17 protein-coding genes are annotated in these 18,327 nt (G+C 61.7%); 1 reads left to right on the forward strand and 16 read right to left on the reverse strand.

Going from position 1 to position 18,327, the window contains the following annotated elements; all coding sequences use genetic code 11:
• Nucleotides 1-2: 2 nt before the first annotated feature.
• The 16 genes from HGP16_RS32525 to HGP16_RS32600 all read right to left on the reverse strand — a co-directional run bounded on the left by HGP16_RS32525 (nucleotide 3) and on the right by HGP16_RS32600 (nucleotide 17,194).
• On the reverse strand, nucleotides 3-1,199 hold the full coding sequence (locus HGP16_RS32525) for an acyl-CoA dehydrogenase family protein (protein ID WP_168844059.1): 1,197 nt from the start codon (nucleotides 1,197-1,199) through the stop codon (nucleotides 3-5).
• The gene (locus HGP16_RS32530; protein ID WP_168844060.1) at nucleotides 1,199-2,302 is read right to left on the reverse strand and encodes an LLM class flavin-dependent oxidoreductase; all 1,104 of its coding nucleotides are present in this window, start codon (nucleotides 2,300-2,302) and stop codon (nucleotides 1,199-1,201) included. Before HGP16_RS32530 ends, HGP16_RS32525 begins: the two co-directional genes overlap by 1 nt.
• 141 nt (nucleotides 2,303-2,443) lie before the next feature.
• On the reverse strand, nucleotides 2,444-3,535 hold the full coding sequence (locus HGP16_RS32535; RefSeq protein ID WP_168844061.1) for an LLM class flavin-dependent oxidoreductase: 1,092 nt from the start codon (nucleotides 3,533-3,535) through the stop codon (nucleotides 2,444-2,446).
• A complete protein-coding gene (locus HGP16_RS32540) occupies nucleotides 3,532-5,235 on the reverse strand; it encodes an ABC transporter ATP-binding protein (RefSeq protein WP_168844062.1) in 1,704 nt (567 codons plus the stop codon). The genes HGP16_RS32535 and HGP16_RS32540 overlap by 4 nt, the downstream gene beginning before the upstream one ends.
• Nucleotides 5,214-6,062 carry an ABC transporter permease gene (locus tag HGP16_RS32545; RefSeq protein WP_168844063.1) on the reverse strand — a complete coding sequence of 283 codons (849 nt, stop codon included), beginning with the start codon at nucleotides 6,060-6,062 and terminating at the stop codon, nucleotides 5,214-5,216. The genes HGP16_RS32540 and HGP16_RS32545 overlap by 22 nt, the downstream gene beginning before the upstream one ends.
• The gene (locus HGP16_RS32550) at nucleotides 6,059-7,069 is read right to left on the reverse strand and encodes an ABC transporter permease (protein WP_168844064.1); all 1,011 of its coding nucleotides are present in this window, start codon (nucleotides 7,067-7,069) and stop codon (nucleotides 6,059-6,061) included. The genes HGP16_RS32545 and HGP16_RS32550 overlap by 4 nt, the downstream gene beginning before the upstream one ends.
• A 33-nt stretch (nucleotides 7,070-7,102) precedes the next feature.
• Nucleotides 7,103-8,755, reverse strand: coding sequence for an ABC transporter substrate-binding protein (locus tag HGP16_RS32555; RefSeq protein ID WP_168844065.1), 1,653 nt, complete (start codon nucleotides 8,753-8,755; stop codon nucleotides 7,103-7,105).
• A 104-nt stretch (nucleotides 8,756-8,859) separates the two neighbouring features.
• Nucleotides 8,860-11,241, reverse strand: coding sequence for a molybdopterin guanine dinucleotide-containing S/N-oxide reductase (locus HGP16_RS32560; protein WP_246703640.1), 2,382 nt, complete (start codon nucleotides 11,239-11,241; stop codon nucleotides 8,860-8,862).
• A 41-nt stretch (nucleotides 11,242-11,282) separates the two neighbouring features.
• Nucleotides 11,283-11,492: an FAD-linked oxidase C-terminal domain-containing protein gene (locus HGP16_RS32565; RefSeq protein ID WP_168844066.1), complete on the reverse strand. Its 210-nt coding sequence runs from the start codon at nucleotides 11,490-11,492 to the stop codon at nucleotides 11,283-11,285.
• Between the two features lie 107 nt (nucleotides 11,493-11,599).
• Entirely contained in the window at nucleotides 11,600-12,202 is a 603-nt protein-coding gene (locus HGP16_RS32570) for a 2-hydroxychromene-2-carboxylate isomerase (RefSeq protein WP_168844067.1), read from the reverse strand.
• The gene (locus tag HGP16_RS32575) at nucleotides 12,199-12,783 is read right to left on the reverse strand and encodes a TetR/AcrR family transcriptional regulator (RefSeq protein ID WP_168844068.1); all 585 of its coding nucleotides are present in this window, start codon (nucleotides 12,781-12,783) and stop codon (nucleotides 12,199-12,201) included. The genes HGP16_RS32570 and HGP16_RS32575 overlap by 4 nt, the downstream gene beginning before the upstream one ends.
• Nucleotides 12,784-13,462: 679 nt before the next feature.
• Nucleotides 13,463-14,275 (reverse strand): SDR family NAD(P)-dependent oxidoreductase, encoded by an 813-nt coding sequence (locus HGP16_RS32580; RefSeq protein WP_168844069.1) that lies wholly within the window; start codon nucleotides 14,273-14,275, stop codon nucleotides 13,463-13,465.
• Nucleotides 14,276-14,337: 62 nt separating this feature from the next.
• On the reverse strand, nucleotides 14,338-14,841 hold the full coding sequence (locus HGP16_RS32585) for an SRPBCC domain-containing protein (RefSeq protein ID WP_168844070.1): 504 nt from the start codon (nucleotides 14,839-14,841) through the stop codon (nucleotides 14,338-14,340).
• A 3-nt stretch (nucleotides 14,842-14,844) separates the two neighbouring features.
• Nucleotides 14,845-15,477: an NADPH-dependent F420 reductase gene (locus HGP16_RS32590; protein ID WP_312862968.1), complete on the reverse strand. Its 633-nt coding sequence runs from the start codon at nucleotides 15,475-15,477 to the stop codon at nucleotides 14,845-14,847.
• A 25-nt stretch (nucleotides 15,478-15,502) separates the two neighbouring features.
• Nucleotides 15,503-16,000 carry an SRPBCC domain-containing protein gene (locus HGP16_RS32595; RefSeq protein WP_168844072.1) on the reverse strand — a complete coding sequence of 166 codons (498 nt, stop codon included), beginning with the start codon at nucleotides 15,998-16,000 and terminating at the stop codon, nucleotides 15,503-15,505.
• A gap of 459 nt (nucleotides 16,001-16,459) precedes the next feature.
• On the reverse strand, nucleotides 16,460-17,194 hold the full coding sequence (locus tag HGP16_RS32600; RefSeq protein ID WP_168844073.1) for an SDR family oxidoreductase: 735 nt from the start codon (nucleotides 17,192-17,194) through the stop codon (nucleotides 16,460-16,462).
• A 63-nt stretch (nucleotides 17,195-17,257) separates the two neighbouring features.
• On the opposite strand from HGP16_RS32600, the gene HGP16_RS32605 reads away from it, so the two are divergent.
• Nucleotides 17,258-18,169, forward strand: coding sequence for an AraC family transcriptional regulator (locus HGP16_RS32605; RefSeq protein ID WP_168844074.1), 912 nt, complete (start codon nucleotides 17,258-17,260; stop codon nucleotides 18,167-18,169).
• Nucleotides 18,170-18,327: the final 158 nt, after the last annotated feature.

Below are 18,327 nucleotides of genomic sequence, written 5' to 3' on the forward strand. Positions count from 1 at the left end.
GATCAGGCCGTCTTCAATACGGCGAGATTGACCGAAGGCGCCAATGGCGCGTCCTTTTCGCTCTTCCAGCGTTTGAAGGCGGCGCGCCCGAGAATGGAAATGGACGTATCTTCCTGCGGGGCATGGACGAGCACCGACTGAATGTCCCGGAAATGGCGCTCCAGACCCAGTTCGTTCCCAAGGCCGGGATTGCCGATGCCGCGCACGGCGATCTGCACCGCGTCGCGCAACTGCCGGCCGGCGATCAGCCGTGCCCTGATGTGCTTTTCGGCCTCGGCTTGCTTGTCGTTCAGGGCATCGAAAATGATCTGCCGGGCGCCGGAGACGAGGAGGTCGATTTCGCCGGAGAGGTTCACGAAGCGTTCGGTGCTGGCAATCGGCTGGCCAAGGTTGGTCGGAACGCGCTCGTGAGCAAAGCGGATGAACGCGTCCTGAGCCGCTTCAGCCACCCCAAGGTAGAGCGCGGTCAGCGCCAGCGTGATTGCCGCGTGGGCGCGGTTGTCCTGCTGTGCAACGGATGGATCGACCAGGTCGATGACATTCTCCAGCGGAATTTCGACATCGGCATATTCGACATCGTGGGAGCCGGAGGCGCGCATGCCAAGGCTGTTCCAGCTCTCGACGACGCGAATGCCCGCAAGCTTGTTCGCAACGACGAATGTTCCGACGCGGGCGGGCGTTTCGTCGGTGTGAGCCCAGACCAGGAAATGGGTCAGACCGAGCGCGCCTGTCACGAACCGCTTGCGGCCGGTGATCGACCAGCCGGATGCGGTACGGCGGGCAACCGTCGCCGGCAGGCCGCCACGGGCGGGCGAGCCGAGTTCCGGTTCGACACGCGCCGCATTGAGCAGCAGCGGATGCTGCTTGGCCTGGGCAAGCAAGCGTTTGTAGAGGTCCTCGGGCCAATGGTTTTTCGTCGCTTGACCGAGGTGGTTGAAGATCGTCATCGCGCTGATCAACGCGACCGACGGATCGCCCCGGCCGAGGGCGGCAAGGATCGTCGCGGCGTCGTGGAGGGTTGCGCCGGCGCCGCCATATCTCGCCGCGACAGTGCTTTCGAGCAGGCCGCTTTGATGAACCGCACGGATGCCCGTCCAGGGGAAATCCCCGGTTCGGTCCGCATCGGCAGCTGCGTCCGCAAGAGCGCGCGTCGTCGCGCTCAACAGGCTTGCATCGAAAGCCATGTCGCGCGCGATCATCAGGCTGCGGCCTTCTTCTTTGCCTCGTCCCGCTCCCGAATGCCCTCGCGCACCAGCGGCAGGATGTAGCGTCCGTAGTCGACGGCATCGTTGAAATTGTCATAGCCGCGGATGGAGATCAGGTCGGCGCCGAGATCGATATAGTCGAGGATTGAATCGGCAATGGTGCGCGGTGATCCGACGAGTGCGGTCGTGGCGCCGGAGGCATTGGTCGCCGTCACCGTCGGATACCACAGGGCCCGATCGTGGACATCGCCGCGCGCGGCGATATCAAGGAGCCGCTGCGATCCGACATTGGCGGGGCGAGGGGCAGAGGGCGGTGCGCGATGAAGGCCCTTTTCCCGGTTTTCCTTGAGACGGTCGAGCACCCCGTGGGCCTTCTCCCATGCCAGTTCGTCAGTTTCCGCGACGATCGGGCGGAAGGTCACCCAGATCCGCGGCCGGTCCGTCCTGCCTGCTTTCGCCGCCTCGGCGTAGATACGCTCGATCTGCTGCTTGGTTTCCGCCAGAGGCTCGCCCCATAGTCCGAAAATGTCGCCCAGTGAACCTCCGATTCGATACGCAGCATCAGAGGAGCCGCCAACCGAAATCGGGATCAGCCCCTGCGTCGGACGAACGGCGCTGCGGAACTGCTTGAACTGGTAATACTTGCCATCGAAATCGAAGGGCTCGGTCGAGGTCCATGCAAGGCGCAGGATACGGATATATTCCTCCTGCCGCTCGTAGCGCTGTTCCTTGTTGAGGAAGTCGCCCTCGCGCGCCTGCTCGTCGTCGCTGCCGCCGGCAATGAAGTGGACGACAACGCGGCCGCCGCTCAACTGGTCAAGCGTGGCAAGCGATTTGGCAGCGACCGTCGGGTAGACGGTATTGGGCCGCAGCGCCACGATGATCTTGATGTGCTTCGTATGCGCCAGAACGGTGGCGCCAAGGGTAAAGGGGTCAAACGAGGACGACGAGTAGGGGATCAGCGTGTAGTTGAAGCCGTAGTCGTCAAGGGCGCGCGAGTAGCGCTCGAGATATTGGGGATCGACCGGAGCGTCCGGGATGGGATTGAGGTCGTTCGAGGCGTTGGGAAAGCTGACGCTGATGAATTCCGCGGACATGGGAGCTCCTCTGATTGTCGATGGTGGTCGAAAGTTAGGCGGCAGACAAAGGTTAAGGAAGACAGGTCTTTCTATTTCTACTTAAACTATAGAAAATATCTCTAATCGACGTTTGCCGGCGTTCAAATTTCAGTGGTGGTTTTACCAATGAGGCGACCAACCAAGGCTCGGGGCGATGGTCCCGGCAAGGTCGGTCAGCAGCTGGATATTTTCGGTGAGGCCGAAGGCCGGCGGCAGGAAGAGAACGATCTCGTCGGCCGCAGCCAGCCCGGGATCGCTGAGTACTGCTTCGATCACCTGGTCCGCTGTGCCGTGGAAGACCGGCGAGATCTGGCTTCCCGGCGGCTGGTTGGTCCGCGAGCTCGGTTCGAGGGCACCCTTCGGCCGCGATGCGGCGATGCCCTGGGTACGTCGCTCGAGATCATAGGCTGCATATTTCTCGCGAAGCTCCGGCGTCGTGCCGACCAGGACCGAGGCCGCCACGGCGACAGGCGGCGGCTCGCTTGTCCGCTGCTTTCGCCAGGTTGCCCGGAAAGCCTCGATGCAACGGGCCTGATAGCTTCCGAAGCTCTCACCCTCGGCGTGGTCGTGCTGTACGGTTCCGGCGATCAGCCCAATTCCGAGTTCGGCGGCCTGGATCGCTGACCCGAGGCTCGCGGACCCTTGGCGAATGCGCGAGCGAAGGGTCGGACTGTGCGGCGTCACCCTCAATTGGCTGCCTTCGGCGGCACCCTGGCCGGGTTCTGCGACGGTGTGAAGAACCTCGCCGGAGATCGCGGACAGAAAACGCGCCTGACGGCGCTTGGCTTCCGTCCGGGCATCGGCTTCGACCGTGCCGAAGACGGCATCGAAGGCTGCGTTAGCGCCGGTCGAGATCGCCAGTTCCAATCTGCCGCCAATCAGGAGGTCGGTCGTCGCCGCGGCTTCCGCCAATAGGATGGGATCCTGATAGCGCATCGGAATGACGGCCGAGCCCAGCACGATATGGCTGGTATGCTGGCCCGCTGCGGCAAAGAAGGGCAGCGGCGAGGATAGATAGTGGTCGAAATGCCGCTGATAGGCCCAGCCTGACTGGTAGCCCAGACGTTCGGCCGCCTTGAAAAGCTCAATGCCCTCCCGCAAGCCGTGGGCGGGGCCGGTCTCATCGTTGAACGAGACGCGCGTGTTGAACCCGAGCCGTTTCTTCGGACGGAATGACGCGGACGGTGTCGGGGCGGAAGCGATGACGGTCATGCGATCTTTTCCTCATTGAAGACCTGCCGCTGCTGCAGGGGCTGGGTGCGCGCAAAACGCGCGGCACCTGATGGGATCGATTCCAGCAGCGCGCGGGTGTAGGGCTGGCGGGGCGTGTCGAAGATCTCTCCGACTGTGCCGTGCTCGACGATGCGTCCGCGCTGCATGACCGAGACCGTGTGGGCAAGCTGGCGTACAAGCGCCAGATCATGCGACACGAAGATGTAGGTGAGGCCAAGCTTGACCTGCAGAGACAGCAGCACTTCGACGATATCGGCCTGAACGCTGACGTCGAGCGCCGAGGTGGGCTCGTCAAGCACGATCACATCAGGTTTCAGGACAAGCGACCGGGCGATGGCAACGCGCTGGCGCTGGCCGCCAGACAAGGCGGCGGGCTTGCGGGACAAGAGATGCTCCCCCAGCCCGACATCTGCGAACGCCTTGCGCACCGCGAGTGCCCGCTCCCGATGTGCCCCGATCTTGAAGCGCTCCAGCGGCTCGCGCACAATTTTCTCGACGTTCCAGGTCGGATCAAGAGACGTGAAGGGGTTCTGGTAGACGAGCTGCAGGTGCCGCCAGACGGAGCGCAACTGCTGGGGTGACCGACCGTTGACCTGCTCGCCGCCGACAGTGATCCTCCCGGTATCGGGTTGTTCCAGCCCAAGCAGAAGCCGGATCGCCGTCGTCTTTCCGGATCCGGATTCCCCGACCAGCGCATGCGTCGTTCCCGCCTGCACGTTGAACGAGACCTCGTTGACGGCGGTCAGAACCTTGCCGTCGACGGCAAAGTTCTTCGTTACGCCGCTGACCTCGATCTTCGGGGTCCTTTCGCGCCTGGCGGCGAGGTGCCGGAAACCGGGCTCTCGCAACGGCCCGTACCGGTCCGGGTTGAGAGCCGGCACATCGCCATGGAGCTTTCTGGCATAGGACGAGGAAGGGGCGGAGAATACCGTAGCGGTACTGCCGGCTTCCTGGATGGCGCCGTCCTTGAGCACCACAATGGAATCCGCGCGCTCGGCTGCGATCGCCAGGTCATGGGTAATCAGGAGAAGGCTGATCTGCAGCTCCTCCCGCAGCTTCGATAAAAGGTCGAGAATGCGCTTCTGGATCGTCACATCGAGCGCGGAGGTCGGCTCGTCTGCGACCAGCAGCGAGGGTCGCGGCAGAACGGCGAGACCGATCAGCACGCGCTGGAGCATGCCGCCGGAAAGCTGATGAGGGTAGGAGTCATAGACGCGCTGCGGATTGTCGAGCCCGACCTGCGCGAATGTCTCCAGAACAAGTGCCTTGCGAAGCGCCTTGTCGGGCTCATCCAGCAGTGCGGCAGCTTCCATCGCCTGGGCGCCGATGGTGCGAACCGGGTTCAGAGAGTTGCCCGGATCCTGCGGCACGAAGCCGATCCTGCGTCCCCTGAACGGACGGAAGCGACGCTCCGGAAGCCCCAGAAGCTCCTGGCCATCGAATTCGACGCGGCCCGTGGCCTGTCCCGTTCCGGGAAGCAGCCGCAGGACGGCACGGGCGATCGTCGATTTGCCCGATCCGGATTCGCCGATCAGCGCGAGGCTTTTGCCGCGTCCAAGCTCGAAGCCGACATTGGTCACGACCCTGCGGGTGCCGTAGGCGACCGACAATCCTTCAGTGCGCAGCAACGGGGACGATGGACGATTCAAAAACGTTGTCAGTCTGTCTTGCGGAGCCATCGGCTGATCCTGTTTACAGAGAGAACGGTTGCGATCGTAACGAGGGCAGGGGCGTAAACCAGCCAGGGCCATTTGAGGTAATCCTTGCCGATCGAGATCAGCAGGCCCCAATCGGAAGCAGGTGGCGGGTCGCCGTAGCCAAGGAAGGCAAGGCTGGCGATTACCAGGATGGAGTCGCCGAACTGCAAGACCGCAAGTGGCAGCACCGATCGCGATGCGTTTGGAAGCACGTGGCGCCACAGAATGTGCCAGGGGGAGCCACCGAGAAGGAAGGACGATTCGACGAACGTTGCCTGCCTCGTCTTGATGACTTCGGAGCGCATCACCCGGGCAAAAAGAGCGACGGCCGAGACGCCCGTCGCGATTGCCGCGTTCGTCGTGTCGAAACCGATTGCGGTCACGACGATCACCGCCAGCAGGAATTTGGGGATGGCCAGCAAAACGTCGACGAGGCGGGCAAAGACCGTGTCCACCCAGCCGCCGAAGAAGCCGGCCAGCAGTCCGATAGTTCCGCCGGCGACAACGCCGATCACGACCGCAATCAGTGCGCTGGCTACCGATGAGGCTGTGCCATAGACGACGCGGGCATAGAGGTCGCGGCCGAGGTGATCGGTGCCGAACCAGTGCGCTGCACTTGGGCCGAGCAGCTTCTGGGCGGGAGTGCCGTTCACCGGATCGTAGCCGGTGAACAGACCAGGCGCCAAGGACCATGCGATCGCCAGAGCGACGACCAGGAAGGAGAGGATTACGACAGGCGGCACACGCAGGCCCGTCAGACGGCCGACCCGCGTCGTACGTGGGGTGGAAGAAATGGAGGCGAGTGTCATGGGGTCACCGCCTTGGAGATGGGGAGAGAGCTGTCGTCAGCGGTTGTCGGGCGACGCTGCTGCGTGCCGAGGAGTTTTACGCGGGGATCGAGCAGCGGGTAGGTGAGGTCGGCAATCAGGTTGACGACGACAAACACCACCGCGGCGAGCGAAACGACGGCCTGTAGAACCGGCAGGTCCTGAGTGCTGACCGACCGCTGGACCAGACTGCCAAGCCCGTTTCGGCCAAACACCGTCTCGGTGATCAGCGACCCGCCGAGCAATTCGCCTATCGTCAGTGCGACGACGGTGATGACGGGCAGTGAGGACGGCTTCAGCAGGTGCATGACGAAGAGTCGCATGTGACCAAGCCCGCGTCCGCGCGCGACTGCGGCGTAGTCTTGGCCGGATTCATGGTCGAGATTGGCAATCAGGACTTCGGCAATCTGCGCGGAGATCGGAATGCCGAGGGCGATCGCTGCGAAAAGCGTCGCCCAGAAGCTGTTGGGCTCGATGACGCGAAAGATGCCGAGCTGGAAACCGAAGAGGTGGATCAGCACCAGGCCGATCACGAAGTTCGGCACCGAGAGGAACAGCGAGGGAAAGCCGCGCAGCAGACCCTGTCCGAACCGCCGGGGCAGAAATTGTGTGCCGTAGGCGATGATCGCTGCCAGGAAGAGTGCAACAGCAAGGCCCGCCGAGGCAAGCACCAACGTCGATGGCAGAACCTCGGCGATCAGCGTCGCTACCGGCCTGTTGGTCCGCATCGACAGACCGAGATCGCCGGTCACGAAGCCGGAAAAGGCGTTCCAAAGCTGCACGGGGATCGGTTGGTCCAGCCCCTGCGCTGCGATAATCTCCTTGATCTCATCCGGGGTGAAGCCGTTCTGCGGGTTGTTCAGGACATTGGTGATCGGATCGCCGGGCAGGATGCTGACGACGACAAAGGTGAAGACATAAGACAGCAGGATCACCACGATCGCCTGCAGCAGCCGCTTTCCGGCATAGTTGAAATAGGCTTTGCTCATGCCCATCACCTCCGTGTCTGTTGAATGGCCGGGCTATTCGCTCTTCGTCGCGGTGTAGTAATTGGCATAGGCGACGCCGTTGTAGACCTCGCCCTTGAGCTTCGGCGACTGCACGTAGATGCGCTGGACGATCTGCGTTCGCGGAATGAAATAGCCCAGGTCGAGGACGTATTTCTGCAGCTCGTCGAGAAGCGGCTTGCGAGCCTCGATGGAGCCGGCGCCAGCGATCTTGTCGCGCAGATCGTTGAGGGTCTTGTCGCTCTCGTCGAGCGCAAACCAGTTCTCGCCATTGTTGGCGTTGGTCAGAATGCCGGCGACGGTGCCTGCGTCGATGAAGGAGCGTGTCACCTCATATGCCGGCACTCCCGCGCCGCCATACTTGACCTTCTGGCCGAAGGTGACGACGTCATAGGCGCGGATATCGACCTTCCAGCCGATCTTGCCGAGCTGCTGCGAAATCAGTTCGTCGATCGATTTCGATGTCGCGAGGTAGGGGTTCGAGTTCAGCGTCAGTAACAGCGGCTTGCCATCCTTGACGCGGATGCCGTTCGCTCCCTTCTTCCATCCTGCCTCGTCGAGAAGCTTCTCCGCCTTTTCAGGATTGTAGGCGAGGAGCGCGCTCTGATCGGTCGCACCCGGAACGTTGCTCTGAATGAAGGACGTTGCGAGCTTCCAGTCGGGCGTATAGACGGTGTCGATGATTTCCTGGCGATTGATGCCTGCCTGAAGCGCTTGGCGAACCTTCACGTCGTCATATGGGGCAAGTTTGGTGTTGATCGCCCAGCCGTTGACGAAGCCGAGATAGCGGGGCGTGGCGACCGTGAGGCCCTCCGACTTGAGGGACTCGAGTTCCTGAGGCGATGCGTTGTAGGCGACATCGGCCTGGCCGGACTGCACTGCCGCAACTCGCAGCGACGGTTCCGACACGAGCTTGTAGGTGATCGTATCGAGATGGGCGGGACCGGTCTGGCCCACCGCTGCCGGCCCCCAGTTGTAATCCTTGCGCTTGGCAAGCTTGACATAGTCGCCTTCCTTCCAGGACTCGACGACATAAGGGCCGCTGCCGGAGGTCTTGCCCAAGTCCGCCTGGGCGCTTGCCGGCGAGGCGATGGTCTTCGGCGAAATGAGGATCGAGCCGTGGTAGCCGAGCGTCGGAATGAAGCCGAGGGTCGGCTTCTTGAAGAAGACCTTCACGGTTGTCGCATCGACGGCTTCGGCGTGATCATAGGTCTTGGGGAATAGGCCGATCGGATTGATGCCCTCGCTCTTACGCCCGGCATACCAGATGTCGAGATTTGCGACGACGGCTGCCGCATCGAGCGGGCTGCCATCGGAGAAGGTCACACCGGTCTTGAGATGCAGGGTGAATTCGGTCGCATTGTCGTTCTGCTCCCAGCGCTCGGCGATCCACGGGCTGACCTTGCCGTCGGCATCGACATAGAGAAGCTTGTCGGTCACATGGCCCCAGATATGGCCCTGAAAGCTGGAGATCGCGCTGTTGTTGGGGATCCAGGTGTCCCCGAGGGAGTCGATCAGAAAGACGATGTCTCCGCCATCATGCGCTCCGTCTTCAGCCAATGCCGGGGTTACGTTCGCTGTTGCGACCAGAGCGGCAAATGCCAGCGCAGAGGTGACGGTCAGCAGACGACGCCTGGAAAGATGAGGGCGGAAAGAACGGTCGTTCATAAAGCGGTCCTGTTGGGTTGCCGAGGCTGATTACGAACAGGAGCCTATGTGAGCGGATCGATTTCGAGAAAGACTTGTTGTTCTTTTTCTATCAAATTTGTAGATTATTTTATCAGCGCAATCTGACGTCCGAGGATCAGGATTTCCGGTGCCTGTTCGCCGGTAAGGGTATTGCCGTTGGCGGTCTCTTCGTCGATGAACGTCATTCCGTCGAGAATGCGCACGCGCGGCAATTCCCCGGCGAAGCGCTCGGCATCGACCTTTGTCAGCTGCCCGGTCGAGGCCTGGGCAAGCTGGGACGTGCCGGCATCACGGGTCAGGATATTCGGGTTGCCATGAATGCACATGGCCATCTCGGCATCAGCATCATCGGGCTCGAACCAAGCGCCGGTGGCAAGCTGCATCACACCAGGTTTCACATCCGCACTGATCACCGCAGCCGCCAGGCAACTGCCGCGGGCGTTGAACAGCCTGACGATATCACGATCCGAAATGCCGCGCTCTGCCGCATCCGTTGGGTTGATGCGCACCGGCTCGCGGCCGTCGATCTTGGTGGAGCGGCTGAAGTCGCCATAGTCAAGCTGGCTGTGAAGACGCGAATGGGGCTGGTTGCAGACGAGATAGAGGGGATAGCGGCTCTCCGCCGCCCTTGTCGTCGGGTCCGGTACAAACCAGCGTGGATGGCCCCGGCAATCGTCATAACCAAAGTTCTCTATCGCTTCAGAGAAGATTTCGATCTTGCCAGACGGCGTCGGCAGCGGATTGGCGTCCGGATCGGCCCGGAATGCACGCGCAGGGCCGCCTTCGTCAGGCTTTACCGGCAGCTGCAGTTCGCCTTTCTCCCAGAAGGTTTCAAAATCCGGCGCTGGATGACCGCCGGCAGCGAGGGCCGTGCGCGTGGTCTCGAAGAGGAGAGCGAGCCATTCGCGGCTCGACCGGTTCTCGGTGAATTCTTCGCGTTTGCCGAGGCGCTCTGCGATATCCGCGAATATCTCGTAGTCGTCGCGTGCTTCGCCGACCGGCTCGATCAGCTTCTTCATGGCGATCATCATGGAATCGCGGTCGGCTGCACCGATATCGTCGCGCTCAAGCGTCGTCGTCGCGGGCAGGACGATATCGGCGTGGCGTGCCGAGGACGTCCAGGCCGTCTCATGCACGATGATCGTTTCCGGCTTCTTGAACGCCTGGCGGAGCCTGTTGAGATCCTGATGGTGATGGAACGGGTTGCCGCCGGCCCAATAGACGAGGCGGATGTCAGGATAGCGCAGAGCCTGGCCATTGTAGTGGAAGGGTTCGCCCGGTTTCAGCAGCATGTCGGCGATCCGCGCGACGGGAATGAAGTCCAGCACTGGATTGTGAAATTGCTTGAGCGTCGGAAGGGGAACGGCAAGCTGGCTTTTGCCGATGTTGCCGAGGGCGCCGAGCGAATAAGAGAAACCGCCGCCATCGAGCCCGATCTGTCCGAGCATGGCCGCCAGCACGATCCCCATCCAGACAGGCTGTTCGCCGTAGTCGGCGCGCTGCAAGGAATGACTGACGGTGATCAGCGTTCGGGCGTTCGCCATGCGCCGCGTCAGATCAACGATCGTCTCGGCCGCGATACCGCAGATGCCGGCTGCCCATTGCGGGCTCTTTTCGACGCCATCCCCGCGTCCCAGCAGATAATCCTCGAAGCGTGGATAGCCTGTCGTATAGCGGTCGAGAAATTCCCGGTCATGCCGCCCCTCGCTGACGAGGACGAAGGCGATTGCGAGCATGAGCGCGACATCGGTTCCGGGGATGACCGGCAGCCATTCGGCCTCCAGATCGGCGGCAAGATCGTCCTTGAGCGGGCTTACGAGGACGAAGCGCGCGCCGCGCGCACGGGCACCGCTCAGCGCGGGGCGTACGACATGCCGGCTGATACCGCCGCCATGGACATCGGTGTTCTTGACCGCCATGCCGCCGAAGGCAACGATCAGCTCGCTGCTGCGCTCGATTGCTTCCCAGGTTACGCTCTTTCGGTCGAAGGTGTCATAAGGGCCGAGCACATGCGGAATGATGACCATCGCCGCGCCCGAACTGTAGGTATTGACCGATCTGACATATCCGCCAAGCATGTTGAGGAAACGGTGGATCTGGCTTTGGGCATGATGAAACCGCCCTGCGCTGGACCAGCCGTACGAGCCGCCGAAGATCGCCTGCGGTCCGGCTTCGGCGTGAACGCGGCGAAGCTCATTGGCGACAAGATCGAGCGCTTCCGGCCAGGTGACCTCGACATAACCGTCGCTCCCGCGCTTCCGGGCATTATCAGGCTTGCCTTCAAGCCAGCCGCGCCTGATGGCCGGGCGACGGATACGGGCGGGGCTATGGGCGATTGCGGACAGATTTCCGAGCAGGGGAGATGGATGCGGGTCGGCGGAATGGGGACGGATTTCGAGCGCATTGTCCTGGTTCCGCCCATAGAATGCACCCCAATGAGAGCTGTGGGATTTGAAGACGTCCATCGCACCGTTTCCCGCGACAAAAGTGGAAAGATCGGCAACACTCACGCCGGCAGGATCTTGCCGGGGTTCATGATGCCTTTGGGATCGATGCCATGCTTCAGCAGAGGCATCAGTTCGACGGCGTCCGGGATTGCCGGCGCGTGATGGGGCTCGCCGCGGCCGTGCTGCTCGCGCAGGGCCTGCGAGATCGAGAAGCGATCACCGAACCTCGCCAGGAATTGGCCCGATAGCTCAGCGGAAAGGATGCCCATCTTTCACGTCTCTCTTTCGATGTTGACCATGCCAGCCGAAATCGTGCCATGTGTCACGATCCGGCACGGATGCGGATTGACCGCACCAGGTCTCACCAGGCTCGCTGTCAGACGGCGATTTTCTCCCCGTTCAGGTGGCGCTCAAGGAAGGGCAGGCTATCCTGCCCCCAGTAGAGCTCGTCTTCGTAACGAAACGTCGGGAGACCGAAGACACCGGCGGTTTTGGCGCTTTCGATGTTGGATCTCCAGATCGATTGGGTGCCCTCGGCCTGGGCGCGTTCTTCCAGCTTTGCGCCATCGATCCCTACCGAATTGGCGATTGCCTGGCGCACCTCGCTCCGGCCGATATCCGCCGCGTCCGTCCAGAATGCCGTCTGCAGAGCGCGCGTGAGCCCAAGCCAATCCAAGCCGTTCTCGACGGCCGCGATGACCATGAAGCCGGCGGGCGTGGGATCGGACAGGGCAGCGCGATTTTCGAAGTTCAGCGTCTTGCCGCGCAGGACTGCCCAGCGCTTCAGGTCCTTGGTCCAGTAGGCACGTCGGGCTTCCGGCCGGTTGCGGGAGTAGATCCCGCCATTGTCCTCGATCACCGAGATCAGATGTGGTCGGATCGACGCTCCATGTCTCAGTGCAAGTTCTGAAAAAGCATCAAGACCAATGAAGGACCAGGGTGAACCGATGCCGAAGAAATAGTCTATTACCTTTGTCATGCTTTGCCTTTTTCAGCGGTCTTGATGGAAGAAAGTGCGGCGTCGAATACGAAGAGGGCGCAGTCTCTGGCGGTGAGAACAGCCTCGGGATCGCGACCAACGGCGACGGTCGCCAGAGCTCCTTCGTAGAGCAGGGAAAGATGGTCGGCCGGCTGCGCTGCCTCAATACCCGCTCTTTCCATCAGCGCGCGAAACATCTGGCTGACCGCCGCCTTGTGAGCGCGCGCGACGGTGACAACGCGTTCTGAATCGCCGTGCTCGGCCACCGCCAGGGCGAACGCGCATCCGCGAAACTCCGGGCTGTCCGCCTTGTCATGCAGCCGCTCAAAGACGAGATTGAGCTGATCCCGCGGGCGGGGAACTTCGTTCAAAACCTCTTTCAGAGAGCGAATGACTCGCTCGTGGCGATCCTGAAGATAGGCCGCCACGAGATGATCCTTAGACGGGAAATGCCGATAGAGCGTTGCCTTGGCGACCTTGGTTTCTTCGACGATGCGGTCGATGCCGACAGCGCGGATGCCTTCGCGGTAAAAGAGTGCGCCGGCAGACGCGAGGATGTGATCTGAAATGGAAGCTTTCATCGAACTGCTTGCGGAGCCTTCTCGAAACAGCGCGCTCTGACATGGGAGTGCAGCGAGAGAGGTTTTTATGCGGGCCGACCCTCAAGAGAAAGACAGGTCATTCCGTTTGGACGCATCGTTGGGAATATTTTTGCTCTGACGTATGTGGAAAAATCTTGGACCACGACTTTCGACGTGCATTCCAGGACTACAGGCACGAGCTCGTGCAGCACGCGTCGCTATCACCGAAATCGATCGGCCGAAGACCCAAGCGATGATCTGATGGTCTAAAGGATGGAGCCGCGACTAGCAGTCATTTATTCGACGGTTTCGGCGACTGATCCGAACGAGCGACTCTAGCCGCCAGGTGCGGCGAGGGAATGAGGAGTTTCGCGGCAGCTATCCGACACATGCGGGATGTGGCGGCCTTTCCGCTCCCGGCCCCAAACCAGTGAGTCCACAACGCCAAACTCCTCTGATTCCTAGATAATTTGTTACAGTGGCAAGCTAGAATAACAGGGTTGTCGGTTTCGACCCCATCAAGACCGTTGTACTGATCAACGCCCATAGGCCTCGACCCATGAGCGTCGTTTGAGGATAACCCCAGGCAGATAGATAAGCCATCGGTGGAATTGAAGCTTGCCTTGCTCAACGAGGCAAGGTTGCTGGCTCTTCTCGTGAGTGTTGTCCAAATTCGCACTTAGGCGACGAAGCGGACCACGCCACCATCTACACGCAGAGCCGCACCGGTTGTCGCCGAAGCCTGCTCGGAACATGCGTAAACGATCATGTTGGCGACCTCCTCGGTCGTCGCGAAACGCTGGATGAGGGAGGTCGGACGCATTGCCTTCAGGAAACCCTGCTCGGCTTGCTCTTGTGTGATTCCGTTTGCCTCGGCCTGCTTCGCCATGAAGTCGCCCAGGATTTCAGACCGGGTCGGTCCCGGCAGGACAGCGTTGACGGTGACACCGGTACCGGCGACTGCCTCGGCAAGGCCGCGCGAGACCGCGAGCTGCGCGGTCTTGGTCATGCCATAGTCAAGCATCTCCTTAGGGATGTTAACCGCGGATTCGCTGCTGACGAACACGACGCGGCCCCAGCCGTTCCTCACCATGCGCGGCAGGTAGTGACGCGTCACGCGCACGCCGCTCATCACGTTCAACTGGAACAGCCCAAGCCAGTCTTCGTCGGGAATCTTCGCGATGTCGTCAACGCCGTTGTAGTCGCGCAAGTAGGCCGTGCCGACATTGTTCACGAGGATATCGGCGTCCGGGACCTGCGCGATCAGGGCTTCAGCACCTTCTGCGGTCGCCAGGTCGGCTGCAACGCCAGCGATATCGATAGCAGGGAATGCTTGCCGCATCTGCCGCACAGCCTCATCGACCCTGGCCGTTCCACGACCGTTGATGACGACCGATGCGCCGGCAAGAGCCAATCCCTCTGCCGTTGCGCGTCCGATCCCTGCTGTCGATCCTGTGACAATCGCCTTGCGGCCCTTGAGTTCGATATTCATCTTGTTCATCTCCATTTGTAGATGGGCCGGGGCCGATTGGCCAAAGCTTCAGGGTTGGGGTGTCAGCCTGCCTTCCTTGCGAATTCTGCTTCCGCCGCGCGGGCGAGGCTTTCGACCCATTCCTGGTGGTAGCGGTAAAGCGCACCGGGATGCTTGTGCCCGATCACGTCGAGGAAGAAGGCGCCTTGCTGCGTTTCCTCGGTCAATACATGGCACCCGGCGTCCGTGGGCGTAATGACCCAGCCGTGGTAGGCGCTCGATCCGGTATCATCGCCATCGACCGTTGTTGCCCAGGCGAGCCTGCGGCCGGGCTCGCATTCCGTGACGACGAGACTCATCGGAAAGCCGACCGTCACCCTGCTGTATCTGGTTCCAAGCGCCAGTTCCGGCTCGCCGGTCAGGATTTTGACCTGATCTTCGGCAGGAAAGTAGCTGAACCAATTCTCGGCGTCGACCAGCAGCTTCCACACCACCTCGGGAGGCGCCTTCACGTCGATGTCGTTGAGCGCGTAGATCGCCGATGTCTTCGGATCGTAGCGCTCGGGCCAAATTACATGGTCGTACATCGGTCATTGCTCCTTCTTGAACAGGTCCTGGAAGATCAGGGGCGCCCAGCTCCTGTTTCGTGCCTGTACGAGCTGACCGCCCTCGGCGATCTTCCCGAGGCTGACCGGCGCATAGCCGAGCTGCTCGACCAGGGCGGCAACCGTCGCGGTCGCATCTTCGTCGTCGCTCGACAGGAAGATCACCCGCCGTCCGCCCTTGGTTGCCGGATCTTCGGCGAGGACGCCCGCCGGCAGATGGTTGAAGGCCTTGACCAGTCGAGCGCCGGGCAGCGCCCGGGCAATGACGGCAGAGGAGGGAAGGCCGTCCAGGTCCTCGACAGAAACGCCGAATGCGTTTGTCACATCAATGACGATCTTGCCTTGCCAGCTCGGCAGGGTCTTGGTGAATTCCTGATGTTGCCAAAACGGGATCGCCAGGATGATTACGTCGGCTTTGACAGCTTCCTTCAACGTCGCCGGGGCGACCGCCGGACCGATTGCCCGCGCCTGCGGCGCCAGCGTCTCGGCCGGCCGCCGGCTGGCCACAGTCACCTCGATGTTCTTACGGGCGAAGGCGCGGGCGAGTGCCTGACCCACCGCGCCGAAGCCGATAATTGCGTAACTCATGTTGCTTCTCCGATCTGTATTGGTGTCGATTGCGCCGGACTTGCCGGGCGCGGGCTCAGTTCGCGGAAGGCCCGCCGCGTAGCGTGGCAACTTTCGCAAGGTCTTCCAGAAGCGTCTGATGCGTGCGCCAGAAGATGTCCGGCGCCTGTTTCGCCAGTTCGATCCACAGCGGACCCTGCATCGTCTCTTCGGTCCAGAGATGGGTTCCGTTCGCCGTCGGGGTGATGATCCAGGCGTGATAGGCCCTGGATTCCAGGGACGCCTTGGGGCCGCCGCCCCAGGCGATGCGCGTCATCGGTTCGAATTCCTGTACCGATGCGTAGACATCCTGGCCGGCCAGATTGGTTTCGAACCGCGTGCCAAGGCGTAAAGACTCATGGCCGTCCAGCAGGTCCACATGCTCGACGCCCGGATAGTAACTCGGCCACGCAGCGGGATCCACCAGCAGCGACCAGATTGTTTCAGGGGAGGCTGCGACCTTCAGCTCATTTGTGAAATGGATCGGCGACCGGCTGGGAGCCATGTCCTGCGGCCATTTGACTGCTTCGTACATATCAACCTCTGCATTCTCGATTGCGCGCGACAAGGCGAACGGTTGCTTGGATTCCGCGGAGGGATTTGCGCCGGCCGGCTCCTTATCGGGGGGAGATGTGGGAAGATGCGCGCGCCGTCGGGATTCCAAAATCCTCAACATCGCTTGTGCATATATGCACCACCCGCGGAGCAAGCTCGGTCGCCGAGCGCGGCGCTATACACCGCCGGTCGAAGCGTGACTGCTCCCCGGTCCGCATTAACTTGCGGCAAGAGGTTTATCGGCTATAGGTTTCTGCACGGGTATTTATGAAATTCGGCGGCTGTTCCGGCGTTTTTGCGGTCGGCTTCACTGCGTCACATTAAACCAGGGTTTGTTGGAATGATCCCACGCATGCGCCGGTCGAAAGCTCGACCTGCCGGTCGTTGCCCGGAGAAGCCTTAGTTCAACCATAGGCAGCGCGTCCCAGGGTATGGACGTTCAATCCTGCGCGGTCGGTCGGATTACGATGCTGCCCACGTCCACGTCGTCAGGCTGATCGATGGCGTAGGCGATGCCGCGAGCGATCGCGGCAGGAGGGATTGCGATGTCTGCGATCCGTGCCGCAATGGCATCCCTGACGGCCGTGTCTGTGAACGAGTCAGTGAGATTAGTCGCAATCATGCCCGGCGACACCTCCGTGACCCGCAGATGCGCTCCCGCTTCCTGCCGCAGGGTCTCGCTGATCGTACGGACGGCATTCTTGGTGGCGGCATAGACGCCCATCGTCGGCACGATTTTGATGCCGGCGGTCGATACCACGTTGATGACATGCCCGCTGCGCTGCCGTGCGAAAATCGGCAGCGCAGCGGCGATACCGTACAGCGTGCCGCGCAGGTTTACGTCGATCATCGCGTCCCAGTCTTCGACACGCAGGGCATCAAAGCGCGAAATAGGGCTGATGCCGGCATTGTTGACAAGGACATCCAGTCTGCCTCCGCGCTCTACCGCAAGTGCCACGAGCGCCTCGAGATCGGAACGAACGCACACGTCAGTCACCTTGTAGGCAACCTTGCCTCCGACAGCAGAGATGTCCCGAGCGACCTCCGCCAGGACGTCTTCGCGCCGCGCGCCAAGCACCAACGTCGCGCCTGCTTCCGCCAGAAGAATTGCGGTTGCGCGGCCGATGCCGCTGCTCGCGCCCGTGATCGCCACTACTTTGCCTGCAATGCTCATATGTCCGTCTCCTTCCCGATAACTATAGGAAAAGCGCGCTGGACGTACTATGCTTGAAAGGCCATGAATTTATCGCAATCGTCTCGAACCTTCGATCCATTATCAGATGTGCTCACAGTGCTCGATGCGCGGGCAACCCGGAGGACTCGCTTCGAGGGCTCGGGCGATTGGGCGGTGGCGTTTACAGCGCTGGAACGCCTGAAATTCGTCGCAGTGCTGCGTGGGGCCTGTTGGCTCCTGCTGCCCGATAGCGCTCCGCAACGCCTTGAGACAGGCGACTGCTGCTTGATCGGCCGCACAGCCTATGCGATTGCGAGCGATCCCGCGCTGGTGCCGATCGACGGTTCGCGCCTGTGCGCCGAAGGGAATGACCTTGTGCAGCTGGGGGGTGACGAGACGGTGACGATCGGCGGCGGCATTTCCTTCTCGCCCGGGAACGCCGCCTTCCTCCTCGATATGTTGCCGGCTTTCATGCACGTCCCTAGAATGTCGACGGGAGCCGCAGCGATCACGGCGGTTCTGGGTCTTTTGGACGCGGAGGCAGAGCAGTCCGCTATGGGACACGAGGTTGTCACAGCCAGGTTAGCGGAGGTTCTTATGATCCATGCTATCCGCACGTTCGCGTCAGGTTCCGACACCACAAGCGGATGGCTTGGCGCGCTGGCGGATCCCCGCCTCGGGCGAACGATTCAATGTTTTCATGGCGATGTCGCGCGGCCATGGACCGTTGCTGATCTGGCCGCTGAGGCGGGCATGTCACGGGCGGCCTTCTCGTCCGCCTTTACTCGCCGCATAGGACAGGCGCCGTTCGCGTATATGCGCAACTGGCGGATGACCCGCGCCCGTGCCGCGCTGGCTGAAAGTCATTCTAGCGTCAGCGACGTCGCGGCGAGTGTCGGCTACATATCCCAAAGTGCGTTCAGCCACGCTTTTCGTCGAACCTTCGGTCAGACACCACGGCAGCACACGGCTTGAGGCGAGGGCCTATCTGACGAAATGCCAGCGCGGGCGATGTCACCTTAACTTGAATTCGGAAGCACGTTTGACGTTCGGCCTTCAGGATTGATCTCAGGCCACGGCTCCCGCCGCAGCCTTCCACTGTGCGATCGCCTGGATGCGGTGAACGCGGCTTT

Origin of the sequence: Rhizobium sp. P40RR-XXII, assembly GCF_012641405.1 — a bacterium.
Classification (GTDB): domain Bacteria; phylum Pseudomonadota; class Alphaproteobacteria; order Rhizobiales; family Rhizobiaceae; genus Rhizobium.

Bases quoted from the DNA above. Each gene is read 5' to 3' on its own strand.
- HGP16_RS32605 (WP_168844074.1), top strand. From the start codon at position 17,258: ATGAATTTATCGCAATCGTCTCGAACCTTCGATCCATTATCAGATGTG.
- HGP16_RS32545 (WP_168844063.1), bottom strand. From the start codon at position 6,062: ATGACACTCGCCTCCATTTCTTCCACCCCACGTACGACGCGGGTCGGC.
- HGP16_RS32550 (WP_168844064.1), bottom strand. From the start codon at position 7,069: ATGAGCAAAGCCTATTTCAACTATGCCGGAAAGCGGCTGCTGCAGGCG.
- HGP16_RS32575 (WP_168844068.1), bottom strand. From the start codon at position 12,783: ATGAAAGCTTCCATTTCAGATCACATCCTCGCGTCTGCCGGCGCACTC.
- HGP16_RS32580 (WP_168844069.1), bottom strand. From the start codon at position 14,275: ATGAATATCGAACTCAAGGGCCGCAAGGCGATTGTCACAGGATCGACA.
- HGP16_RS32560 (WP_246703640.1), bottom strand. From the start codon at position 11,241: ATGGACGTCTTCAAATCCCACAGCTCTCATTGGGGTGCATTCTATGGG.
- HGP16_RS32570 (WP_168844067.1), bottom strand. From the start codon at position 12,202: ATGACAAAGGTAATAGACTATTTCTTCGGCATCGGTTCACCCTGGTCC.
- HGP16_RS32535 (WP_168844061.1), bottom strand. From the start codon at position 3,535: ATGACCGTCATCGCTTCCGCCCCGACACCGTCCGCGTCATTCCGTCCG.
- HGP16_RS32565 (WP_168844066.1), bottom strand. From the start codon at position 11,492: ATGGGCATCCTTTCCGCTGAGCTATCGGGCCAATTCCTGGCGAGGTTC.
- HGP16_RS32595 (WP_168844072.1), bottom strand. From the start codon at position 16,000: ATGTACGAAGCAGTCAAATGGCCGCAGGACATGGCTCCCAGCCGGTCG.
- HGP16_RS32555 (WP_168844065.1), bottom strand. From the start codon at position 8,755: ATGAACGACCGTTCTTTCCGCCCTCATCTTTCCAGGCGTCGTCTGCTG.
- HGP16_RS32540 (WP_168844062.1), bottom strand. From the start codon at position 5,235: ATGGCTCCGCAAGACAGACTGACAACGTTTTTGAATCGTCCATCGTCC.
- HGP16_RS32585 (WP_168844070.1), bottom strand. From the start codon at position 14,841: ATGTACGACCATGTAATTTGGCCCGAGCGCTACGATCCGAAGACATCG.
- HGP16_RS32600 (WP_168844073.1), bottom strand. From the start codon at position 17,194: ATGAGCATTGCAGGCAAAGTAGTGGCGATCACGGGCGCGAGCAGCGGC.
- HGP16_RS32530 (WP_168844060.1), bottom strand. From the start codon at position 2,302: ATGTCCGCGGAATTCATCAGCGTCAGCTTTCCCAACGCCTCGAACGAC.
- HGP16_RS32525 (WP_168844059.1), bottom strand. From the start codon at position 1,199: ATGATCGCGCGCGACATGGCTTTCGATGCAAGCCTGTTGAGCGCGACG.